This is a genomic window from Pseudomonas sp. B10 (assembly GCF_900156235.1).
GTDB lineage: Bacteria > Pseudomonadota > Gammaproteobacteria > Pseudomonadales > Pseudomonadaceae > Aquipseudomonas > Aquipseudomonas siliginis.
Genome location: NZ_LT707063.1, coordinates 2015012 through 2033002, shown reverse-complemented (window position 1 = coordinate 2033002; position 17991 = coordinate 2015012). Strand labels below are relative to the sequence as shown.

General features: G+C 59.4%; 16 protein-coding genes and 1 pseudogene. 10 read left to right on the top strand and 7 right to left on the bottom strand.

Going from position 1 to position 17991, the window contains the following annotated elements; all coding sequences use genetic code 11:
* Positions 1-21 precede the first annotated feature (21 nt).
* Entirely contained in the window at positions 22-966 is a 945-nt protein-coding gene (locus BXA01_RS09100; protein ID WP_076563915.1) for an alpha/beta hydrolase, read from the bottom strand.
* Positions 967-1191: 225 nt separating this feature from the next.
* Between BXA01_RS09100 and fadD2 the strand changes: the two genes are divergently transcribed.
* Together fadD2 and fadD1 are read left to right on the top strand one after the other, a co-directional pair.
* Positions 1192-2880, top strand: coding sequence for a long-chain-fatty-acid--CoA ligase FadD2 (gene fadD2, locus BXA01_RS09095; protein ID WP_041479185.1), 1689 nt, complete (start codon positions 1192-1194; stop codon positions 2878-2880).
* Positions 2881-3227: 347 nt separating this feature from the next.
* Positions 3228-4925 carry a long-chain-fatty-acid--CoA ligase FadD1 gene (fadD1, locus tag BXA01_RS09090; protein ID WP_024014053.1) on the top strand — a complete coding sequence of 566 codons (1698 nt, stop codon included), beginning with the start codon at positions 3228-3230 and terminating at the stop codon, positions 4923-4925.
* Between the two features lie 162 nt (positions 4926-5087).
* On the opposite strand, the gene BXA01_RS09085 is transcribed toward fadD1, so the two are convergent.
* The gene (locus tag BXA01_RS09085; RefSeq protein WP_016775519.1) at positions 5088-5465 is read right to left on the bottom strand and encodes a hypothetical protein; all 378 of its coding nucleotides are present in this window, start codon (positions 5463-5465) and stop codon (positions 5088-5090) included.
* Positions 5466-5659: 194 nt separating this feature from the next.
* On the opposite strand from BXA01_RS09085, the gene BXA01_RS09080 reads away from it, so the two are divergent.
* The 3 genes from BXA01_RS09080 to def all read left to right on the top strand — a co-directional run bounded on the left by BXA01_RS09080 (position 5660) and on the right by def (position 7507).
* A complete protein-coding gene (locus BXA01_RS09080) occupies positions 5660-5851 on the top strand; it encodes a CsbD family protein (RefSeq protein ID WP_016775518.1) in 192 nt (63 codons plus the stop codon).
* Positions 5852-6014: 163 nt separating this feature from the next.
* Complete coding sequence (locus BXA01_RS09075; RefSeq protein ID WP_041479188.1) at positions 6015-6971, top strand: YihY/virulence factor BrkB family protein; 957 nt, start codon at positions 6015-6017, stop codon at positions 6969-6971.
* On the top strand, positions 6968-7507 hold the full coding sequence (gene def / locus BXA01_RS09070) for a peptide deformylase (RefSeq protein WP_076563914.1): 540 nt from the start codon (positions 6968-6970) through the stop codon (positions 7505-7507). The genes BXA01_RS09075 and def overlap by 4 nt, the downstream gene beginning before the upstream one ends.
* A gap of 113 nt (positions 7508-7620) precedes the next feature.
* Here def and BXA01_RS09065 read toward each other — a convergent pair whose 3' ends face one another.
* Entirely contained in the window at positions 7621-8043 is a 423-nt protein-coding gene (locus BXA01_RS09065) for a GNAT family N-acetyltransferase (protein WP_076563913.1), read from the bottom strand.
* 718 nt (positions 8044-8761) lie between these two features.
* Between BXA01_RS09065 and BXA01_RS27655 the strand changes: the two are divergent.
* Positions 8762-9487, top strand: a pseudogene (locus tag BXA01_RS27655) (PAS domain-containing protein); the annotation flags it as partial.
* Positions 9488-9541: 54 nt separating this feature from the next.
* A complete protein-coding gene (locus tag BXA01_RS27650; protein WP_223259141.1) occupies positions 9542-10081 on the top strand; it encodes a methyl-accepting chemotaxis protein in 540 nt (179 codons plus the stop codon).
* Positions 10082-10216: 135 nt separating this feature from the next.
* On the opposite strand, the gene BXA01_RS09050 is transcribed toward BXA01_RS27650, so the two are convergent.
* Together BXA01_RS09050 and BXA01_RS09045 are read right to left on the bottom strand one after the other, a co-directional pair.
* Complete coding sequence (locus tag BXA01_RS09050; protein ID WP_076563911.1) at positions 10217-11641, bottom strand: MFS transporter; 1425 nt, start codon at positions 11639-11641, stop codon at positions 10217-10219.
* 125 nt (positions 11642-11766) lie between these two features.
* Positions 11767-12207: a PACE efflux transporter gene (locus BXA01_RS09045; protein ID WP_076563910.1), complete on the bottom strand. Its 441-nt coding sequence runs from the start codon at positions 12205-12207 to the stop codon at positions 11767-11769.
* 122 nt (positions 12208-12329) lie between these two features.
* Between BXA01_RS09045 and BXA01_RS09040 the strand changes: the two genes are divergently transcribed.
* The gene (locus BXA01_RS09040; RefSeq protein ID WP_076563909.1) at positions 12330-13202 is read left to right on the top strand and encodes a LysR family transcriptional regulator; all 873 of its coding nucleotides are present in this window, start codon (positions 12330-12332) and stop codon (positions 13200-13202) included.
* A gap of 139 nt (positions 13203-13341) precedes the next feature.
* Here BXA01_RS09040 and BXA01_RS09035 read toward each other — a convergent pair whose 3' ends face one another.
* Positions 13342-14373 carry a LacI family DNA-binding transcriptional regulator gene (locus BXA01_RS09035; RefSeq protein WP_056787988.1) on the bottom strand — a complete coding sequence of 344 codons (1032 nt, stop codon included), beginning with the start codon at positions 14371-14373 and terminating at the stop codon, positions 13342-13344.
* Positions 14374-14589: 216 nt separating this feature from the next.
* On the opposite strand from BXA01_RS09035, the gene BXA01_RS09030 reads away from it, so the two are divergent.
* Together BXA01_RS09030 and BXA01_RS09025 are read left to right on the top strand one after the other, a co-directional pair.
* Complete coding sequence (locus BXA01_RS09030) at positions 14590-15123, top strand: gluconokinase (RefSeq protein ID WP_071173330.1); 534 nt, start codon at positions 14590-14592, stop codon at positions 15121-15123.
* Between the two features lie 82 nt (positions 15124-15205).
* Positions 15206-16558, top strand: a complete 1353-nt coding sequence (locus tag BXA01_RS09025) for a GntP family permease (protein ID WP_016773551.1) — start codon at positions 15206-15208, stop codon at positions 16556-16558.
* A 186-nt stretch (positions 16559-16744) separates the two neighbouring features.
* Here the strand turns inward: BXA01_RS09025 and alaC are convergent, their stop codons facing one another.
* On the bottom strand, positions 16745-17953 hold the full coding sequence (alaC, locus tag BXA01_RS09020; RefSeq protein WP_076563908.1) for an alanine transaminase: 1209 nt from the start codon (positions 17951-17953) through the stop codon (positions 16745-16747).
* Positions 17954-17991: the final 38 nt, after the last annotated feature.

Sequence of the window (17991 nt, the reverse complement as noted above, 5' to 3'; positions counted from 1 at the left end):
TTTCAGTCAATCCACAAAAAATTATTCGCTGCGCTGCGGGCGCCGGTGGCTCAGGGCCTGGTCGATCCAGGCGAGCACATCGGCGGTCACTTCGTCGCGATTGCTTTCATTGAACAATTCGTGCCGGGCCTGCGGGTAGATCTTCAGTTGCAGGTGCTGGCTGCCGGCCCTGCGCAAGGCATTGGCCAGATCTGTCAGACGCTTGCCCTCGCTCACCGGATCACATTCGCCGCCAATCACCAGCAGCGGCAGGCCCGGATCGATCTGCGCGAGATTGGACGCTTTGCTGATTTGCTGCAAGCCGCCGAGCAGGTCGACCCACAGCTGATTGGTGCAGCGAAAGCCGCACAACGGGTCGGCGGCGTACTTGTCGACCTCGGCCGGATCGCGGCTCAGCCAGTCGAAACGGGTGCGCACCGGTTTGAATTTATTGTTGAACGAGCCGAACGACAGCCACTCGATCAACGCACTGCGGCCCTTGCCGCCCTGACGCAGTTTTTCCAGCCGGGCAATCTGCCGGGCGGCGCGATACAGCGCCACTGGCTGGTAATTCGAGCCACTGAGAATCGCCCCGTGCAGACTGGCACTGTGGTGCAACAAATAGCCTTGGGCGATGTAGCTGCCCATGCTGTGGCCGAGCAGGATGATCGGCACGCCGGGATGTTGCTGGCCGATATGCTGGTTGAGGCTGGCCAGATCGCCAACCACCTTGCACCAGCCATCGTCATCGGCGAAATGGCCAAGGGTGCCGTTGTCAGCGGTGCGACCATGGCCGCGCAGATCCGGTGCGTAAACACCATAGTCTTTGTCGCAAAACGTGTCAGCGAGCCGCGCATAGCGAGCGCTGTGTTCGGCCATGCCATGGGCGACGAGAATCACCGCTTTCAATGGCGTCGCTGGTAGCCAGCGGTTGACGTACAGGCGGCTGCGGTCACTCGCGTCCAGCCAGAAGGTGTCGTGGGTCATGGCGATTCCTTTGCTCAGCATCGCCACAGTGTATAGCGCGTCTGATCAGCTCATGCCACGGCAGGAAGATTCACGGGATCAATGAGGGCTTGCGTCATATTTGCCTCAATGGCCATAGCTGCTAGTGTCCGTGAAGCTCCGCTTTGTGCTTTTCGCCTTCCATGGACGAAGCAGAAACGACAGAAAGCGGCTCCCGGATCGGCTCAGGTAAAGAGGACAAGAACAATGCAACCTGATTTCTGGAATGACAAACGCCCGGCCGGCGTACCGCTGGACATCGACATGGGCGAGTTCAAGTCGGTCATCGAAGTGTTTGAGCGTTCCTGCAAGAAGTTCGCTGACCGCCCGGCGTTCAGCAGCATGGGCATCACCCTGACCTACGCCGAACTCGAACGCCAGAGCGCGGCGTTCGCCGGTTACCTGCAGGCCCATACCGATCTGGTGCCGGGGGATCGCATTGCGGTGCAGATGCCCAACGTCCTGCATTATCCGATTGCCGTGTTCGGCGCGCTGCGCGCCGGGCTGATCGTGGTCAACACCAACCCGCTGTACACGCCACGGGAAATGCGCCACCAGTTCAAGGATTCCGGCGCACGTGCGCTGGTCTACCTGAATCTGTTCGGGCAAAAAGTCCAGGAAGTGCTGCCCGACACCGACATCCAATATTTGATCGAAGCGAAGATGGGCGACCTGATGCCCACCGCCAAAGGCTGGCTGGTCAATACAGTGGTCAGCAAAGTGAAGAAACTGGTGCCCGAGTATTCGCTGCCGCAAGCGACCTCGTTCAAAAGCGCGCTGCGCATGGGCCGCGGCCTGGGCATCAAACCGCTGAGCGTCGGCCTCGATGACATCGCCGTGCTGCAATACACCGGCGGCACCACCGGCCTGGCCAAGGGCGCGATGCTCACCCACGGCAATCTGGTGGCGAACATGCAGCAGGTGCGCGCCTGTCTGGCTCAGCTCGGCCCGGACGGTCAGCCGCTGTTGCGCGAGGGCCAGGAAGTGATGATCGCGCCGCTGCCGCTGTACCACATCTATGCCTTCACCGCGAATTGCATGTGCATGATGGTCTCGGGCAACCACAACGTGCTGATCTCCAATCCGCGCGACATCGCCGGCTTCATCAAGGAACTGAAAAACTGGCGCTTCTCGGCGCTGCTGGGTTTGAACACCTTGTTCGTTGCGCTGATGGACCATCCCGATTTCAAAACCCTGGATTTCTCCAGCCTCAAGCTGACCAACTCCGGCGGCACTGCGCTGGTCAAGGCCACCGCCGAGCGCTGGGAGCAGATGACCGGTTGCCGCATCACCGAAGGCTACGGCCTGACCGAAACCTCGCCAGTGGCGTGCACCAACCCGTACGGCGATCAGTCGCGGCTGGGCACTGTCGGCCTGCCGGTGCCGGGCACGCTGGTGAAAATCATCAACGATGACGGCGTCGAACAGCCGCTGGGCGAGCGCGGCGAGCTGTGCATCAAAGGCCCGCAGATCATGAAGGGCTACTGGAACAAACCCGAAGCCACCGCCGAAGTGCTCGATGCCGAAGGCTGGTTCAAGTCCGGCGACATCGCCGTGATCGACCCGGACGGTTTTGTGCGCATCGTCGATCGCAAGAAGGACATGATCATTGTCTCCGGCTTCAACGTGTACCCCAACGAAATCGAAGACGTAGTCATGGCCCACCCGAAAGTCGCCAACTGCGCGGTCATCGGCGTGCCGGACGAGCGTTCGGGAGAGGCGGTGAAGCTGTTTGTGGTGGCGCGGGAGAGCGGGGTCAGCCTGGAAGAGCTGAAGGCTTACTGCAAAGAGAATTTCACGGCCTACAAGGTGCCGAAGCACATCGTGTTGCGTGAGTCGTTGCCGATGACGCCTGTAGGGAAAATTCTGCGGCGCGAGTTGCGGGATATCGCCTAGGCCTGAACCGCAGCGCTTGTGACATTCGCGAGCAGGCTCGCTCCCACAGGTATCGATGCTTTCTGTGGGAGCGAGCCTGCTCGCGAATCTTTTGTGCCCGCTGAATTCGGGGGTTCTAGGTAGTTATAGGATTTTTGCTCTAAAATGACCGTTGGCAAGTCTTGAGTCATCAATATGACTGTAGGGGCCTCTTTTGGCTCTGGTCGACCCTTGGCAAAGCTGCTACTCTCGGCGCGCTTTGTGACTTCTCGGCCTGTAAAACGCCGGATTCACCAATACAAAACACACACCAATAATAATCGCATCAAATGCGGTGAAGAATTCGCGTTGCTGAGGAGTGGGCTTCCATGATCGAAGACTTTTGGAAGGATAAGTACCCGGCTGGAATCGCAGCCGAGATCAATCCAGACGAGTATCCGAACATTCAGGCAGTGTTGAAGCAATCCTGCCAACGCTTCGCCAACAAACCGGCTTTCAGCAACCTCGGCAAGACAATCACCTACGGTGAGCTGTACGAGCTGTCCGGTGCCTTTGCCGCGTATCTGCAACAGCATACCGACTTGCAGCCCGGCGATCGAATCGCCGTGCAACTGCCCAACGTCCTGCAGTACCCGGTCGCGGTCTTCGGTGCCATTCGCGCCGGGCTGATCGTGGTTAACACCAACCCGCTGTACACCGCGCGGGAAATGGAACACCAATTCAACGACTCCGGCGCCAAAGCCCTGGTGTGCCTGGCGAACATGGCGCACCTGGCCGAAGCCGTGGTGCCGAAAACCGGTGTCAAGCACGTCATCGTCACCGAAGTCGCCGACCTGCTGCCGCCGATCAAGCGCCTGCTGATCAACAGCGTCATCAAGTACGTGAAGAAAATGGTCCCGGCCTATCACTTGCCCAAAGCCATCAAATTCAACGACGTCCTGAGCAAGGGCCACGGCCAGCCAGTGGCCGAAGCCAACCCGGACAGCGGCGATGTCGCAGTGCTGCAATACACCGGCGGCACCACCGGCGTGGCCAAGGGCGCGATGCTCACGCACCGCAACCTGGTCGCCAACATGCTGCAATGCAAGGCGCTGATGGGCTCCAACCTCAACGAAGGCTGCGAGATCCTGATCACGCCGCTGCCGCTGTATCACATCTACGCATTCACCTTTCACTGCATGGCGATGATGCTGATCGGCAACCACAACATCCTGATCAGCAACCCGCGCGACCTGCCGGCGATGGTCAAGGAACTGTCGAAGTGGAAGTTCAGCGGTTTCGTCGGTCTGAACACGCTCTTCGTGGCGCTGTGCAACAACGAAGGTTTCCGCAAACTGGATTTCTCCGCGCTGAAAGTCACCCTGTCCGGCGGCATGGCCCTGCAACTGGCCGCAGCCGAGCGCTGGAAAGCCGTGACCGGTTGCGCCATCTGCGAAGGCTACGGCATGACCGAAACCAGCCCGGTGGCCACGGTCAACCCGATCCAGCACATCCAGATCGGCACCATCGGCATTCCGGTGCCGTCGACCCTGTGCAAAGTCATCGACGATGCCGGTGTCGAACAGCCGCTGGGCGAGATCGGTGAGCTGTGCGTCAAAGGCCCGCAAGTGATGAAGGGTTACTGGCAGCGTCAGGAAGCCACCGATGAAATGCTCGACAGCGACGGCTGGCTGAAAACCGGTGACATCGCGCTGATCCAGCCGGACGGCTACATGCGCATCGTCGATCGCAAGAAAGACATGATTCTGGTGTCTGGCTTCAACGTCTATCCGAACGAACTGGAAGACGTGCTGGCGACTTTGCCCGGCGTGTTGCAGTGCGCGGCGATCGGTGTGCCGGACGAGAAATCGGGTGAGGCGATCAAGATTTTCATCGTTGCCAAACCGGGCGTGACCCTGACCAAAGAGCAGGTCATGGACCACATGCGCGCCAACGTCACCGGCTACAAGGTGCCGCGTTCGGTGGAATTCCGCGACGCACTGCCGACCACCAACGTCGGCAAGATCCTGCGCCGCGAGTTGCGGGATGAAGAGCTGAAGAAGATCAAGGCCAAGTCTGCCGCGTAAATAAAAAGCCCCGCAGATGCGGGGCTTTTTGTTGGTGAACTGATCGTTCCCACGCTCTGCGTGGGAATGCCGCCCCGGACGCTCCGCGTCCAGCACTGCAGGGACGCAGAGCGTCCCGAGATGCATTCCCACGCAGAGCGTGGGAACGATCAAGTGCAAATCCTACTGACGAAACGGTGCAAAGTTAACGTTGGTCCCGGCCGGTCGCATGTCCTGCAGGTACGAATCCTTGTCCGCACTCAATTCCAGGCTCAGCGCCGCCTTGCGTTTGCCTTCGTTGCGAATCACCAGGCCTTCGAGCTTTTCGCGCAGGAACACCGTGGGCACTTTCAGGTGCAGCAACTCATCGGTGGCCGGGGTGTGCAGCAGCAAGTGAATCCACTCGTACTGACCGATGGCCAAGCGCGACACCGGCAGGTCGAACCACCAGATATTGCGGTTACGGTTCAGTTCGGCGAAGTGGCAGTTGTTGGTGCCGAGCACGGCGCCGCCCAGTTCCTGGTTGCGACGGGCGATGGCCTGGGTTTTATTGAGCTTCATGACATTCCTGCGAATCGGTGTGCCGGGCTCAGCGCCCGTAGGCTGAGCATTCTCGGGGCAACGCCGGCAAACATAAAGCGCAACCTGCATGCCACGACGAAATGCCGGCAAAATAAATGAAACTCGGCGCAAAGCGCACCGGTCAATCGTTACGTAATGACTTTTCTTCCCTTTATGCTTCACGGAGAAACACCATGAGTAGCACAGGCGATAAAGTAAAAGGCATGGCCAACGAAGCCGTCGGCAATATCAAGCAAGGCGTCGGCAAAGCTACTGACAACGACAAGATGCGCGCCGAAGGCAAGGTTCAAGAGAAAAAGGGCGAAGCCCAGCAAGCGGTCGGCAACGCCAAGGACGCGGTGAAAAAAGGCGTCGACAAGGCGTAAGCGAGCCTTGAACGAATCACACGAGCGGCCATCCAAGGATGGCCGTTTTTGTATCAGAACCCTGCGGTCATCCGCCAGAGGCTCGTCAACTAGGCTACCTTGAGGTAAAAAACGGCCCCTGAGTCGCCACGACTTCAACCTTTTGCGGCGCAAGGAGACGCGAATGATATTTCCGGACATGAAAGGTCTGCCCCTGCACCGGGTGATGGTGCGCACGGTCACTGAGTTCGTCGATGACGAAATGTCGACCTACGCCTCGGCACTGGCCTACCAGATGCTGTTCTCGCTGTTTCCGTTCATTCTTTTCCTGATTGCCTTGATTGGTTTCCTGCACCTGCCGGACTTCTTTTCCTGGCTGCGTCTGCAATCCGAACTGGTGCTGCCGCCGCAGGCACTGGAGCAGGTCAACCCGGTGATCGACCAGTTGCAGCAATCCAAAGGTGGCCTGCTGTCCATCGGTATCGTGATTGCCCTGTACACCGCATCGGCCGGCGTACGCCTGATGATGAGCGCGATGAACGCCGCTTACGACGTGGTCGAAGGCCGGCCGATCTGGAAGCGTTTCCCTTTGTCGATCGTCTACACCGTAGGCATCGCCGGGATGCTGCTGATCGCCGCCGCGCTGATGGTGCTCGGCCCGCAGGTGATGGGCTGGATTGCCGCACAAGTGGGCCTGGAATACTTCATCGTCACAGTGTGGACGATCGCCCGCTGGCCGGTGATCGTGATTCTGATGATGGTCGCGGTGGCGCTGATCTATTACGTGATGCCCGACGTCAAACAGGAATTCCGTTTCATCACCCCAGGCTCGGTGCTGGCCGTGGTGGTGTGGATCCTTGCCTCGTTGGGGTTTGCCTTCTACGTGAAAACCTTCGCCAACTACAACGCGATGTATGGCAGCATCGGGGCGATCATCGTGCTCTTGCTGTATTTCTACATTTCCTCCGCAGTCCTGTTGCTCGGCGCGGAGATGAACGCGGTGATTGAGCACATGTCCGCCGAAGGCAAGGAAAAGGGCGAAAAAGCCCCTGGCGAGCCTGACGAATCCCCCAAACAACACGTCTCGGGCCTGGGCCGCGATCATTCGCTCAAGCCGGACACTGATGAAGCGCGACCATGATTCGTGAAATTCTCAAAATGGGCGACGAACGCCTGCTGCGCATCGCCGCGCCGGTTCCGCCGGAAATGTTCAACAGCGCCGAGCTCTGGCAATTGATCGATGACATGTTCCAGACCATGGAAAGCGTCGGCGGCGTTGGCCTGGCGGCGCCGCAGATCGGCGTCGACCTGCAACTGGTGATCTTCGGCTTCGAACACAGCGAGCGTTATCCGGACGCTGAAGCAGTGCCGCAGACGATCCTGATCAATCCGCTGATCACACCGTTGAATCCGTTGATGGAAGAGGGCTTCGAAGGTTGTCTGTCGGTGCCAGGCCTGCGCGGCGCGGTGGAGCGTTATCAGCAGATTCGCTACGAAGGCTTTGATCCGAAGGGCGAGCCGATTGTGCGAGTGGCCTCGGGGTTTCATGCGCGAGTGGTGCAGCATGAATGCGATCACCTGATCGGTCGGCTGTATCCGTCGCGGATTACCGATTTCAGCAAATTCGGCTTTACCGAAGTGCTGTTCCCGGACCTTGATCCGAACGCTGACGACTGATTGTCAGAACACCATCAACCCCTGTGGGAGCGAGCCTGCTCACGGACGCGGAGTATCAGAACCCAATTCGGCGCTGACACCGCATTCGCGAGCAGGCTCGCTCCCACAGGGTTTCAGCGTAAATCTGCGGGATTGAGCCCCATCGCAATCATCGGCTTGCTCCGCGCGTACCGGCTCAACCGCTCGGCCATCGCCTGCGGCAGCGGCGGATCGAAGCTGAACCCACGCCGCTCATAAAACCCGCGCAGATCCGGATGGCAGAACAACCACACCGGCTCGTCCACCTGGGCAACCGCCGCTGCGATCAACTGCGCAGCGACACCTTGTTCCCGACACTGCGGATCGACAAACAACCCCGTCAGCCAGTGTCCGCCCGAGACTGGCCGCAGGCACAGCGCCGCAACGATCTCGCCGCGCCTTGCAACCCACAGTTGCGCCTCGCGCACGGCTTTCATCGACGACTGGTGGCTGCGGTAGAACTTGTTCATCAGCGGCCACAACGATTCGTCGAGCTGGCTGTAGTGGATGTCGGGCATGAGGTCGGCTGTTGTGCGAAAAGCGCCGATTATAAAAGAACGCGCGCTTCGGGATAGGTGTATACCTGAACTCACACCCCTGTGAGTGGAGTACCGATCATGTCCAAAGGTATGGATTCAAAGAAAGCCGCGAAGAAGAAGCCGGTCAAGACCGCGATTGAAAAACGCGCGGAGAAGAAAGCCAAGAAGGTCGATATTTTCGGCCACTGATCAAACCATGCGGAAGCCCGGTTCACGGGCTCCCGCCTCGCTGGCGAAAACGTCCGTTTTCACCACACTGTTTCCCCGCGCTGAACCGTTTCTTGTGCAAAAAATGCCAGATACTGGCCGACTAGTGGCCTTGCGCCCGGCGTCGGGATGGCTATGCTTTGCAGGTAACTAACCATGTCGACCGTCATGCCAACCGGCCGGCGGTACAGGGTTGGTCCGTGATTCATGCTGCCAGAGTGCGCAAATAGAGGCACCGACACTGAACCAACAAGGAGCGTCACCAACATGGAAGTTCTTCACGTTAGGGCTGGCCCGAGTGCGGGCTATCAAGAAAAGGATGTCTTGATCAGAGCGTCGCTGCAGGGACCCTCCGATTGATCATCATTTATTACCTGACAACTTCCTCCTGTGGAGGAAGGCGTGTGCCTGTTCTGTGGAACGTAGTGGTGGATCTTGAAAGACCTGAACTTTCATCAAATCAAAAGAACGCGCGGAAGGTGATACAACCATGTTCAACCTACATCACAAGGCTGACCTGCGGGAAATCGAGCGTTTCAGCTGTGCGCTGACCGAGGCCAATGCGAAAATCGAAGCGATCAGCCGCTCGATGGCGATGATCGAGTTCACTCCGGACGGCATCGTTCTCGACGCCAACGAGAACTTCTGCAAGACCATGGGCTACAGCGCCGAAGAAGTGCGCGGCAAACACCATCGGATTTTCTGTGAAGAAAGCTTTTATCGCAGCGAGGACTACGCGAAGTTGTGGCGCGACCTGGCTCGTGGTGAACCGCTCAGCGGCACTTTTCTGCGCCTGAACAAGAGCGGCCGCGAGATCTGGCTCGAAGCCAGTTACATGCCGGTGTTCGGGCCAGACAAACAGGTCAGAAGTGTGATCAAGGTTGCGGCGGACATCACCGCACGCATCAACAAAGAACATGAAGAAGAAGCCATGCTCGCGGCGATCGGCCGTTCCATGGCGGTGATCGAGTTCACCCCCGAAGGCAATGTCATCCGCGCCAACGACAACTTCCTGCAAACCATGCAGTACGCGCACCCTGAAATTGTCGGCCAGCACCACAGCCTGTTCTGTCACCGTGCCGAAGCCGAATCTGCGCAGTACAAGGCGTTCTGGGCTTCGCTCAATCGCGGCGAATATCACTCGCACCGTTTCGAACGCAAGAACAAGTCCGGGCAGATGGTTTATCTCGAGGCTTCGTATAACCCGCTGTTCGACGCCAAGGGCCGCTTGTACAAAGTGGTCAAGTTCGCCAGCGACATCACCCGGCAGATGACCACCCTGCAAAACGCTGCGGAATCGGCCCACAGTACCTCGGTGCAAAACGACGCCTGCGCGCAGAAAGGCTCACAGGTGGTGCAGCAGACCGTGCAGATCATTCAGGACATTTCCCGCGATCTGAACGAAGCGGCGGTGAGCATCGATGCGGTCAGCAAACAGTCGGACATCATCGGCACCATCGTCCAGACCATTCGCGGCATTGCCGATCAGACCAACCTGCTGGCACTCAATGCCGCGATCGAAGCGGCGCGCGCCGGTGAGCATGGACGCGGTTTCGCGGTTGTCGCCGATGAGGTACGCAGCCTCGCCGCGCGGACCAGTCAAGCCACTCTGGAAATTGTCGACGTGGTGCGCAAGAACCACGACCTGTCGCTGAGCGCAGTGTCGAGCATGCAGTCGAGCCTGAGCCGAACCGGGTTGGGCGTGGAGCTGGCGAACGAGGCGGGCGAGGTGATCCTCGAGATTCAGCAAGGCTCGCGGCATGTGGTGGATGCGATCAGTCAGTTCAATGAAACCCTGCAATTGAACTGAGCTGTTTCAACATCACCAATCACCAATGTGGGAGCGAGCCTGCTCGCGAAAGCGTTGTGTCAGTCAAGCCCATAGCCACTGACACGACGCCTTCGCGAGCAGACTCGCTCCCACAGGTGAGTCCTGTGTTGGCCGTCAACGATGGGCAATATTTTCCAGTGCCAGATTACGCGTACGCGGGCCGAACCAGCCGATGGTCAGCATCACGATCAGCATGCTGCTGACGATAAACGCCAGTACCCCCGGCGTGCCGAAATTATCCAGGAACATGCCGATCAGCAGACTGCTGAACACCGTCGACAAGCGACTGAACGAATAGCAGAACCCGACCGCGCGGGCGCGGATGTTGGTCGGGAACAGTTCGCTTTGATAGGAGTGATAACTGAAGCTCAGCCAGGCGTTGCAGAAGGTGATCATTACGCCGCAGAAAATCAGCCCGAACGCGCTGCTCTGCAGGGCGAACAGGGTGCCGAAGGTCATCGCGCCGAGGGCCGACCCGACGATCTGCCATTTGTTTTCGAAGCGGTTGGCGAACTTCACGAACAGCAACGGCCCGAGCGGGTAGGCGAGGGTGATGATGAAGGCGTACATCAGACTGTGGGTGACGCTCACGCCTTGCCCCGAAAGCAGCGCCGGCAACCAGTTGCCGAAACCGAAGAAACCGATCGCCTGAAAGATATGAAAAACGATCAACATCAATGCGCGGCGGCGGTAGGGCGGCTGCCATATATCGGCGAAACGGCCCTTGCCTTCGACATCGACTGACACCGGTTCCGGCGCATCCAGCGCTTTGCCGGAATCCTTGGCGCAGCGCGCTTCGAGATGGTCGAGGATCCGGTTGGCCTCATCGAACCGACCGTGTTGCGCCAGCCAGCGCGGCGATTCCGGCAGACGCTTGCGCAGCCACCAGATAAACAGCGCAAACACCGCGCTGGCCAGCACCACCCAACGCCAGCCGGACACCCCGAACGGCGCTTGCGGCACCAGCCACCACGACATCAAGGCCACCGCTGGCACCGAGAGGAACTGCACGAAAAACGCAAAGGCGAACGCCGAGCTGCGCATGCGTTTAGGGACCAGTTCCGAGAGGTAGGCATCGATCGTCACCAATTCGATACCCAAGCCGATGCCGACCAGAAAACGCATGCCGATGATGCCCAGCGCTGAGGTCTGAATCCCCATCAGCACTGTCGCCACCGTGTACCAGATCAGCGCGAAGGTGAAGATTGCCCGGCGACCGAAACGATCCGCCAACGGACTGAGCAGGCTGGCGCCGAGGAACAGGCCGAGGAACGTCGCCGAGGCAAACGCCGCCTGATCGGAGAAACCGAACACGCCTTGCTTGCCCGTGGCGAACAAGCCGTCGCGAATCAGCCCGGGACTGATGTAGGCGGTCTGGAACAGATCGTAGAGTTCGAAAAATCCACCGATCGACAGCAGCGCCACCAGACGCCAGATGGTGGCGACGGCGGGCAGACGGTCGATGCGGGCGGAAATCTCGGCGGCGCGTACCGGGTCGATGCCGTCACTGTGCGCGGTGGCGGAAGCGTGAGCAGTCATAAGCTGATCCATTTTTTATTGATGGAAAAGCTTAGCCTGCTATCGGTGTTGGCGGATTGTGATTATCAGCGGTTTACCCGGTCAAACCGCTGATTTCTTGCAATATCTGCTTACGATTTGACGATTTATGCCGCAGCGGCAGAATCCGGTAGCGCCGAGTTCGGCAAACCGAAGATCCGGTCAAACAGCCAGTTGAACACGAATGTGTAGCACGGGATGAAAATGATCAGTGCCAGATCCAGCAGGAACGCCTGCACCAGACTGATGTTCATCCACCACGCGATCAACGGAATCAGAAACACGATCAGCGTCAGTTGAAAGCCGACGGCGTGGGCGATGCGCCGTTTGACCGTACGGGTGCGCGAGACCTGGCGACTTTCCCAGCGCTCGAACAACGAGGTGTAAATGAAGTTCCAGGTCACGGCGATGCTGGTGATGATCACCGCCAGCGGCCCGGTGCTGCCCGGAGATGTGCCCGACAGCAATGCCAAACCAAGGGCCGAGAAGGTCATGCCGATCACTTCGTAGAGCGACACGTAGACCAGTTTGCGTTTCACGCCTTGCATGCAGATTTGCCTCTTTCTTGCCGAATGTTGGCCAGCGGGGCTGGCGAAGGCGAGCAAAGATAGCTTCAATAGACCTGACAGAAAAAGTCGGTAGCTTTCAGTTTTATTGATAGGTGAGGCGTTTGAATTTCAACAGCGACAGCATCGAATTATTTCTCGCGGTGATTGAGCGCGGCTCGTTTTCCGCTGCCGCACGGCAGTTGGGCAAGGTGCCGTCGGCTGTGAGCATGGGCATTGCCAATCTTGAAGCGGAACTCGGTTACCCGTTGTTCGACCGCAGCCACCGCGAGCCGCAACCCACGGCGATGGCGCAGTCGTTGGTGCCGCACGCGCGACTGATCGCCGAGCAGCTCAAGCAGTTGCAGGTGCACGCGGTGGAGCTGTCGCTGGGGCTGGAAAGCAGGTTGTCGATCGGCGTGGTCGCGGACATCGATCGGCGGCGCTTGCTGGCAGCGATCAAGGTGATTGCCGAGCGGCATCCGTTGCTCGATATCGAAGTGCTGACTGCGCCACAGGATGATGTGCTGGCGATGTTGCACAGTGGCCGGGTCAGCGTGTGTCTGGCGTTCGCCGGTTTGAGCGTGAATGCGCTGGAGCGGTTTCAGTTTGTCGGCAGCGAACGCATGATCGCCACGCTGGCGGCGGACAGTCCGTTGTTGCAGGGACGGGATGTGTATCTGGAAGATCTGGTGCAGGTGCGGCAGATCATCGTCGCCAGCCGTGACTTGCCGATCAGCGAAACGCGGCCGTTGGTGGCTGAGTCTTACTGGCGTACGGACAATCTTGAGACGGCAATGGAGATGGTCGAAGCGGGATTGGGCTGGGGTAATTTCCCGCTGTCGGTGGTACAGCCGTGGCTGGACGCGGGACGCTTGAAACGGCTGAATTTTCGCAACATCGAAAATGGCCTGGTGCTGCCGGTGCACGCGGTGTGGCTCAAGAGCCAGCCCTTGCAGAAGGGCGCGCAGGCTCTGGTTGACCTGCTCAGCCATTGAATTTGGTAGAGAACCCCTGTGGGAGCGAGCCTGCTCGCGAAGGCGTCGTGTCAGCTGCATCAATGCTGACTGACCCGCCGCTTTCGCGAGCAGGCTCGCTCCCACAAGGGTTGTGTTGCAACTCAGCATTTGTGAAGGGTCAGGTACTCTCGCGCACCTTCAGCTCAAACCCCATATCCTCCATCGGCCGCGCCACTTTGTTGCCCGCCATCAACGTCAGCATCTGCTCCGCCGCGCGCCGGCCGATCGCCTCGCGCGGGGTGTTGATGCTGCTCAGGCGCGGCACCATGTGTTCGGACATCGGCAAATCATTGAAACCGAGGATCGCCACCTGCTCGGGAATCTTGATGCCGTTACGCAACGCTTCCAGCAGCGCGCCTTGGGCCAGGTCATCGTTGCCAAAGAAGATCGCATCGACGTCCGGATGCGCCGCCAGCAATTGCAGGAACAGCTCGCCGCCCAAGCCCACCGACGAAGCACGCGGTGTCAGCACTTCCAGATCCGGGTCGTAACGGCCTGCCTTCTGCAATGCTTTGCGGAAACCCTCACCGCGCAGCAAGGTGCGCTGATCCAGCTGCGCACCAATGTAGGCCAAGCGCTTGCGTCCCCGAGACAGAAGGTGTTCGGCGGCAGTTTCTCCCGCGCTCAACTGCGAGAAACCCACGCAATTGACTCCGGCAGCACTGTCGAGCTCCATCATGTACACGCAGGGAATATTGCTGGCCTCGATCATCCGCCGCGAACTTTCCGTGCGATCGAAACCGGTCAGCAGAAACCCGCGCGGCTGATAGGCCATGTAATTGCGCAGCAGGTTTTCTTCTTCATCGCGCGAATAGTGGAAGTTGCCGATCAGCACTTCGAAGCCCTTGGGCGTCAGCACCCGATGAATGGCTTCCAGCGTGTCGATGAACAGCAGGTTGGACAGCGACGGCACCAGCACCACCACCGAATGGCTCTGCGCCGAGGCCAGTGCGCGGGCGGCGGGGTTGACCACATAGTTGAGTTCGAGCGCGGCTTTCTGCACTTTTTCCACCAGTTCGGTGGCCACCGTGCTAACCCCGCGCAAGGCGCGCGAGGCAGTGATCGGGCTGACGCCGGCCAGGCGGGCTACTTCGTTGAGGGTCGGACGGCCGGTGGTGCGGGTATTTTTATCGTTCTTGGGGGAGGTCATCGGGCGGCTTGCCAAACAAAAATCAAGGCACTAAGGTAGCGCTGTCCTGATGCAGCTGCAAATGCGTGAGCGCGGTCCTGCCTGATCAGTGCTCTTTGGCGTTAGGAACAAACCTGCTGCAACCCAAAAAAACGACAAGAAGGCGTCGGCAACTTCTGCCTGTGCACTAGAGTCATAGCTAGCAAAGGTAGCGCTGTCTGCGCGCTGAGGTGTTATATGAGTCATCCCATCACCGCCCTGGTCATCATGGGCGTTGCCGGTTGCGGCAAGACGTGCGTCAGCCAGGCCCTGTGCCAATTGAGCGGCGCCACTGCCATTGAAGGCGATACTTTTCATCCGGCCGCGAACATCGAAAAGATGAGCGCGGGGATCCCCCTGAACGACGAAGACCGCGCCGGCTGGCTCGACAGCCTGTGCGATGAACTGCGTCGCGTCGATGCCCAAGGCCAACGCCCGGTGTTGACCTGCTCGGCCCTTAAACACAGCTATCGCGAACGCCTGCGCAGCGCCTTGCCGGGCCTGGGTTTCGTGTTTCTTGAACTGACTCCGGAAGTCGCCGCCGAGCGTGTATCGCACCGCCCGGGCCACTTCATGCCGGCGACGTTGATCGAAAGCCAGTTCGCCACCCTCGAATCGCCCAAGGGCGAGCCGCTGACCCTGCCGCTCAATGCCTCGATTCACAGCGTTGAAGAGCTGGCCCTGCAGGCTCACGTCTGGTGGCAGGCCAACGGCCTGAAACAGGCGATATGAGCATGTTGAAAAAGACAGCGCTGTCCTCCCGACTTCTGTTCAACCCGCTTTAATAACAACAACAATCCAGGAGACACCCCCCATGTTTGGCATGTCCCACGAGACGTTCCTGCTGCTCGATGCAGTGGTCACGGTAATCGGCCTGATTATCCTGATCACCAAATTCAAGATTCACCCTTTTATCGCCCTGACCATCGCCGCCGCCTTCCTCGGCCTGACTTCCGGCATGCCGATCAACACCATCATCAAGGCGTTCCAGGACGGCTTCGGTGGCGTGCTCGGTTTCGTCGGCATCATCCTCGCCCTGGGCACCATGCTCGGCAAGATGATGGCCGAATCCGGCGGCGCCGATCAGATCGCCCAGACCCTGATCCGCGCCTTCGGCAAGGACAAGGTGCAGTGGGCGATGATGTTCGCTGCGTTCCTGGTGGGTATCCCGCTGTTCTTCGAAATCGGCTTCGTGCTGCTGATTCCGCTGGTGTTCATCGTCGCCCGTCGAACTGGCGTATCGATCATCAAGATCGGTATCCCGCTGCTCGCCGGCCTCTCTGCGGTGCACGGTCTGGTACCGCCGCACCCGGGCCCGCTGCTGGCCATCGGCGTGTTCGGCGCTGACATCGGCAAGACCATTCTTTACGGTCTGATCGTCGCGCTGCCGACCGCCATCATTGCCGGTCCGATCTTCGGTACCTTCATTGCCAAGCACATCCCGGGTCACCCGAATCAGGAACTGGTCGATCAACTGGCCCGCGAAAACGATTCGGCCAACCTGCCGAGCTTCAGCATCACTCTGGTCACCGTGCTGTTGCCGGTGTTCCTGATGCTGCTGAAAACCTTCGCTGACGTAGCGCTGCCGGACGGCAACTTCTTCCGCATCTGGATGGACATGATCGGCCACCCGATCTCCGCATTGCTGCTGGCGTTGCTGCTGTCGCTGTACACCTTTGGCTACAAGCAGGGCATCGGTTCCAACCAGATGCTCAAGTGGCTCGACGCGAGTCTGGCGCCAACCGCCGCGATCATTCTGATCATTGGTGCGGGCGGTGGCTTCAAGCAGATGCTGGTGACCAGCGGCGTGGGTGATGTGATCGGCCACATGGCGGTCAGCGCGCAGATCTCGCCGATCCTGCTGGCCTGGCTGGTAGCGGCGGTGATCCGTATCGCAACCGGTTCGGCCACTGTGGCGACCATCACTGGCGCAGGCATTGTGGTGCCGGTTGTCGGCATGATTCCGGGCGTCAACCGTGAGCTGCTGGTGCTGGCCACCGGCGCCGGTTCGCTGATTCTGTCCCACGTCAACGACGCCGGTTTCTGGCTGGTCAAGCAGTACTTCAACATGACCGTGGCCGAAACCTTCAAGACCTGGACCGCGATGGAAACCATTCTGTCGGTGGTGGGCCTGGGCTTTATCCTGCTGTTGTCGCTGTTCGTTTAAGCGGCAGTTTGCAGGCACAAAAAAACCGCAGTGATGCGGTTTTTTTGTGGGCGTGGACTTCCTGCTTGATCGTTCCCACGCTCCGCGTGGGAATGCCTCAATGGACGCTCTGCGTCCGCTTTGAGACGCAGAGCGTCTCGGGCTGCATTCCCACGCAGAGCGTGGGAACGATCAGAGATGTGCCACTTATTTCGAGGCCAGGCCATCCGCGCGGAACATCCCGCGAATCCCGCGTACAGCCTGACGAATGCGGTCCTGGTTTTCGATCAGCGCGAAGCGCACGTGATCATCGCCGTACTCACCAAAGCCAACCCCCGGCGAGACGCAGACCTTGGCCTCGGCCAGGAGTTTCTTGGCGAACTCCAGCGAACCCAGATGCGCATATGCCTCGGGAATCTTCGCCCACACATACATCGACGCCTTTGGATTCTCGACCATCCAGCCCAGCTCATGCAGGCCCTTGACCAGTACGTTGCGACGCTGGCGATACTGCTCGGCGATGTCGCGCACGCATTGCTGATCACCTTCCAGCGCGGCAATCGCCGCCACTTGCAGCGGGGTGAAGGTGCCGTAGTCGTGGTAGCTCTTGATCCGCGCCAGGGCGTTGACCAGTTCCGGGTTGCCGACCATGAACCCGATGCGCCAGCCGGCCATGTTGTAGCTCTTGGACAGGGTGAAAAACTCCACCGCAATGTCCTTGGCCCCCGGCACTTGCATGATCGACGGGGCTTTCCAGCCGTCGTAAACGATATCGGCATAAGCCAGGTCGTGGATGACCAAAACGTCGTACTGCTTGGCGAGGGCGATCACCCGTTCGAAGAAATCCAGCTCCACGCACTGCGCGGTCGGGTTCGACGGGAAACCGAGGATCATCATTTTCGGCTTGGGGATCGAGCCGCGAATGGCCCGTTCCAGTTCATCGAAGAAATCCACCCCCGGCACCAACGGCACCGAACGCACCTGGGCGCCGGCAATAACCGCACCGTAGATGTGAATCGGATAACTTGGGTTCGGCACCAGCACGGTGTCGCCCTGGTCCAGTGTCGCGAGCATCAAATGCGCCAGGCCTTCCTTGGAACCGATGGTGACGATGGCTTCGCTTTCCGGGTCGATATCGACTTCGTAGCGCTGCTTGTACCAGTTGGAAATCGCCCGGCGCAGGCGTGGAATGCCTTTGGACGTCGAGTAACCGTGGGTGTCCTCACGTTGGGCGACCTGCACCAGTTTTTCGACAATGTGCGGCGGCGTGGCGCCGTCGGGATTGCCCATGCTCAGGTCGATGATGTCTTCACCACGGCGGCGAGCGGCCATTTTCAGCTCGGCGGTGATGTTGAACACGTAAGGGGGGAGTCGATCTATGCGCGCAAAGCGGCGCGGCGAACCTTGTTCGGCCATTGTTGCCTCGGATAACGTAAGCGCCCGGAACCGTCCGA

Bases quoted from the DNA above. Each gene is read 5' to 3' on its own strand.
- BXA01_RS09035 (WP_056787988.1), bottom strand. From the start codon at position 14,373: ATGACCTCCCCCAAGAACGATAAAAATACCCGCACCACCGGCCGTCCG.
- BXA01_RS09080 (WP_016775518.1), top strand. From the start codon at position 5,660: ATGAGTAGCACAGGCGATAAAGTAAAAGGCATGGCCAACGAAGCCGTC.
- BXA01_RS27650 (WP_223259141.1), top strand. From the start codon at position 9,542: ATGACCACCCTGCAAAACGCTGCGGAATCGGCCCACAGTACCTCGGTG.
- BXA01_RS09065 (WP_076563913.1), bottom strand. From the start codon at position 8,043: ATGCCCGACATCCACTACAGCCAGCTCGACGAATCGTTGTGGCCGCTG.
- def (WP_076563914.1), top strand. From the start codon at position 6,968: ATGATTCGTGAAATTCTCAAAATGGGCGACGAACGCCTGCTGCGCATC.
- fadD2 (WP_041479185.1), top strand. From the start codon at position 1,192: ATGCAACCTGATTTCTGGAATGACAAACGCCCGGCCGGCGTACCGCTG.
- BXA01_RS09030 (WP_071173330.1), top strand. From the start codon at position 14,590: ATGAGTCATCCCATCACCGCCCTGGTCATCATGGGCGTTGCCGGTTGC.
- BXA01_RS09085 (WP_016775519.1), bottom strand. From the start codon at position 5,465: ATGAAGCTCAATAAAACCCAGGCCATCGCCCGTCGCAACCAGGAACTG.
- fadD1 (WP_024014053.1), top strand. From the start codon at position 3,228: ATGATCGAAGACTTTTGGAAGGATAAGTACCCGGCTGGAATCGCAGCC.
- BXA01_RS09050 (WP_076563911.1), bottom strand. From the start codon at position 11,641: ATGACTGCTCACGCTTCCGCCACCGCGCACAGTGACGGCATCGACCCG.
- BXA01_RS09045 (WP_076563910.1), bottom strand. From the start codon at position 12,207: ATGCAAGGCGTGAAACGCAAACTGGTCTACGTGTCGCTCTACGAAGTG.
- BXA01_RS09025 (WP_016773551.1), top strand. From the start codon at position 15,206: ATGTTTGGCATGTCCCACGAGACGTTCCTGCTGCTCGATGCAGTGGTC.
- alaC (WP_076563908.1), bottom strand. From the start codon at position 17,953: ATGGCCGAACAAGGTTCGCCGCGCCGCTTTGCGCGCATAGATCGACTC.
- BXA01_RS09100 (WP_076563915.1), bottom strand. From the start codon at position 966: ATGACCCACGACACCTTCTGGCTGGACGCGAGTGACCGCAGCCGCCTG.
- BXA01_RS09075 (WP_041479188.1), top strand. From the start codon at position 6,015: ATGATATTTCCGGACATGAAAGGTCTGCCCCTGCACCGGGTGATGGTG.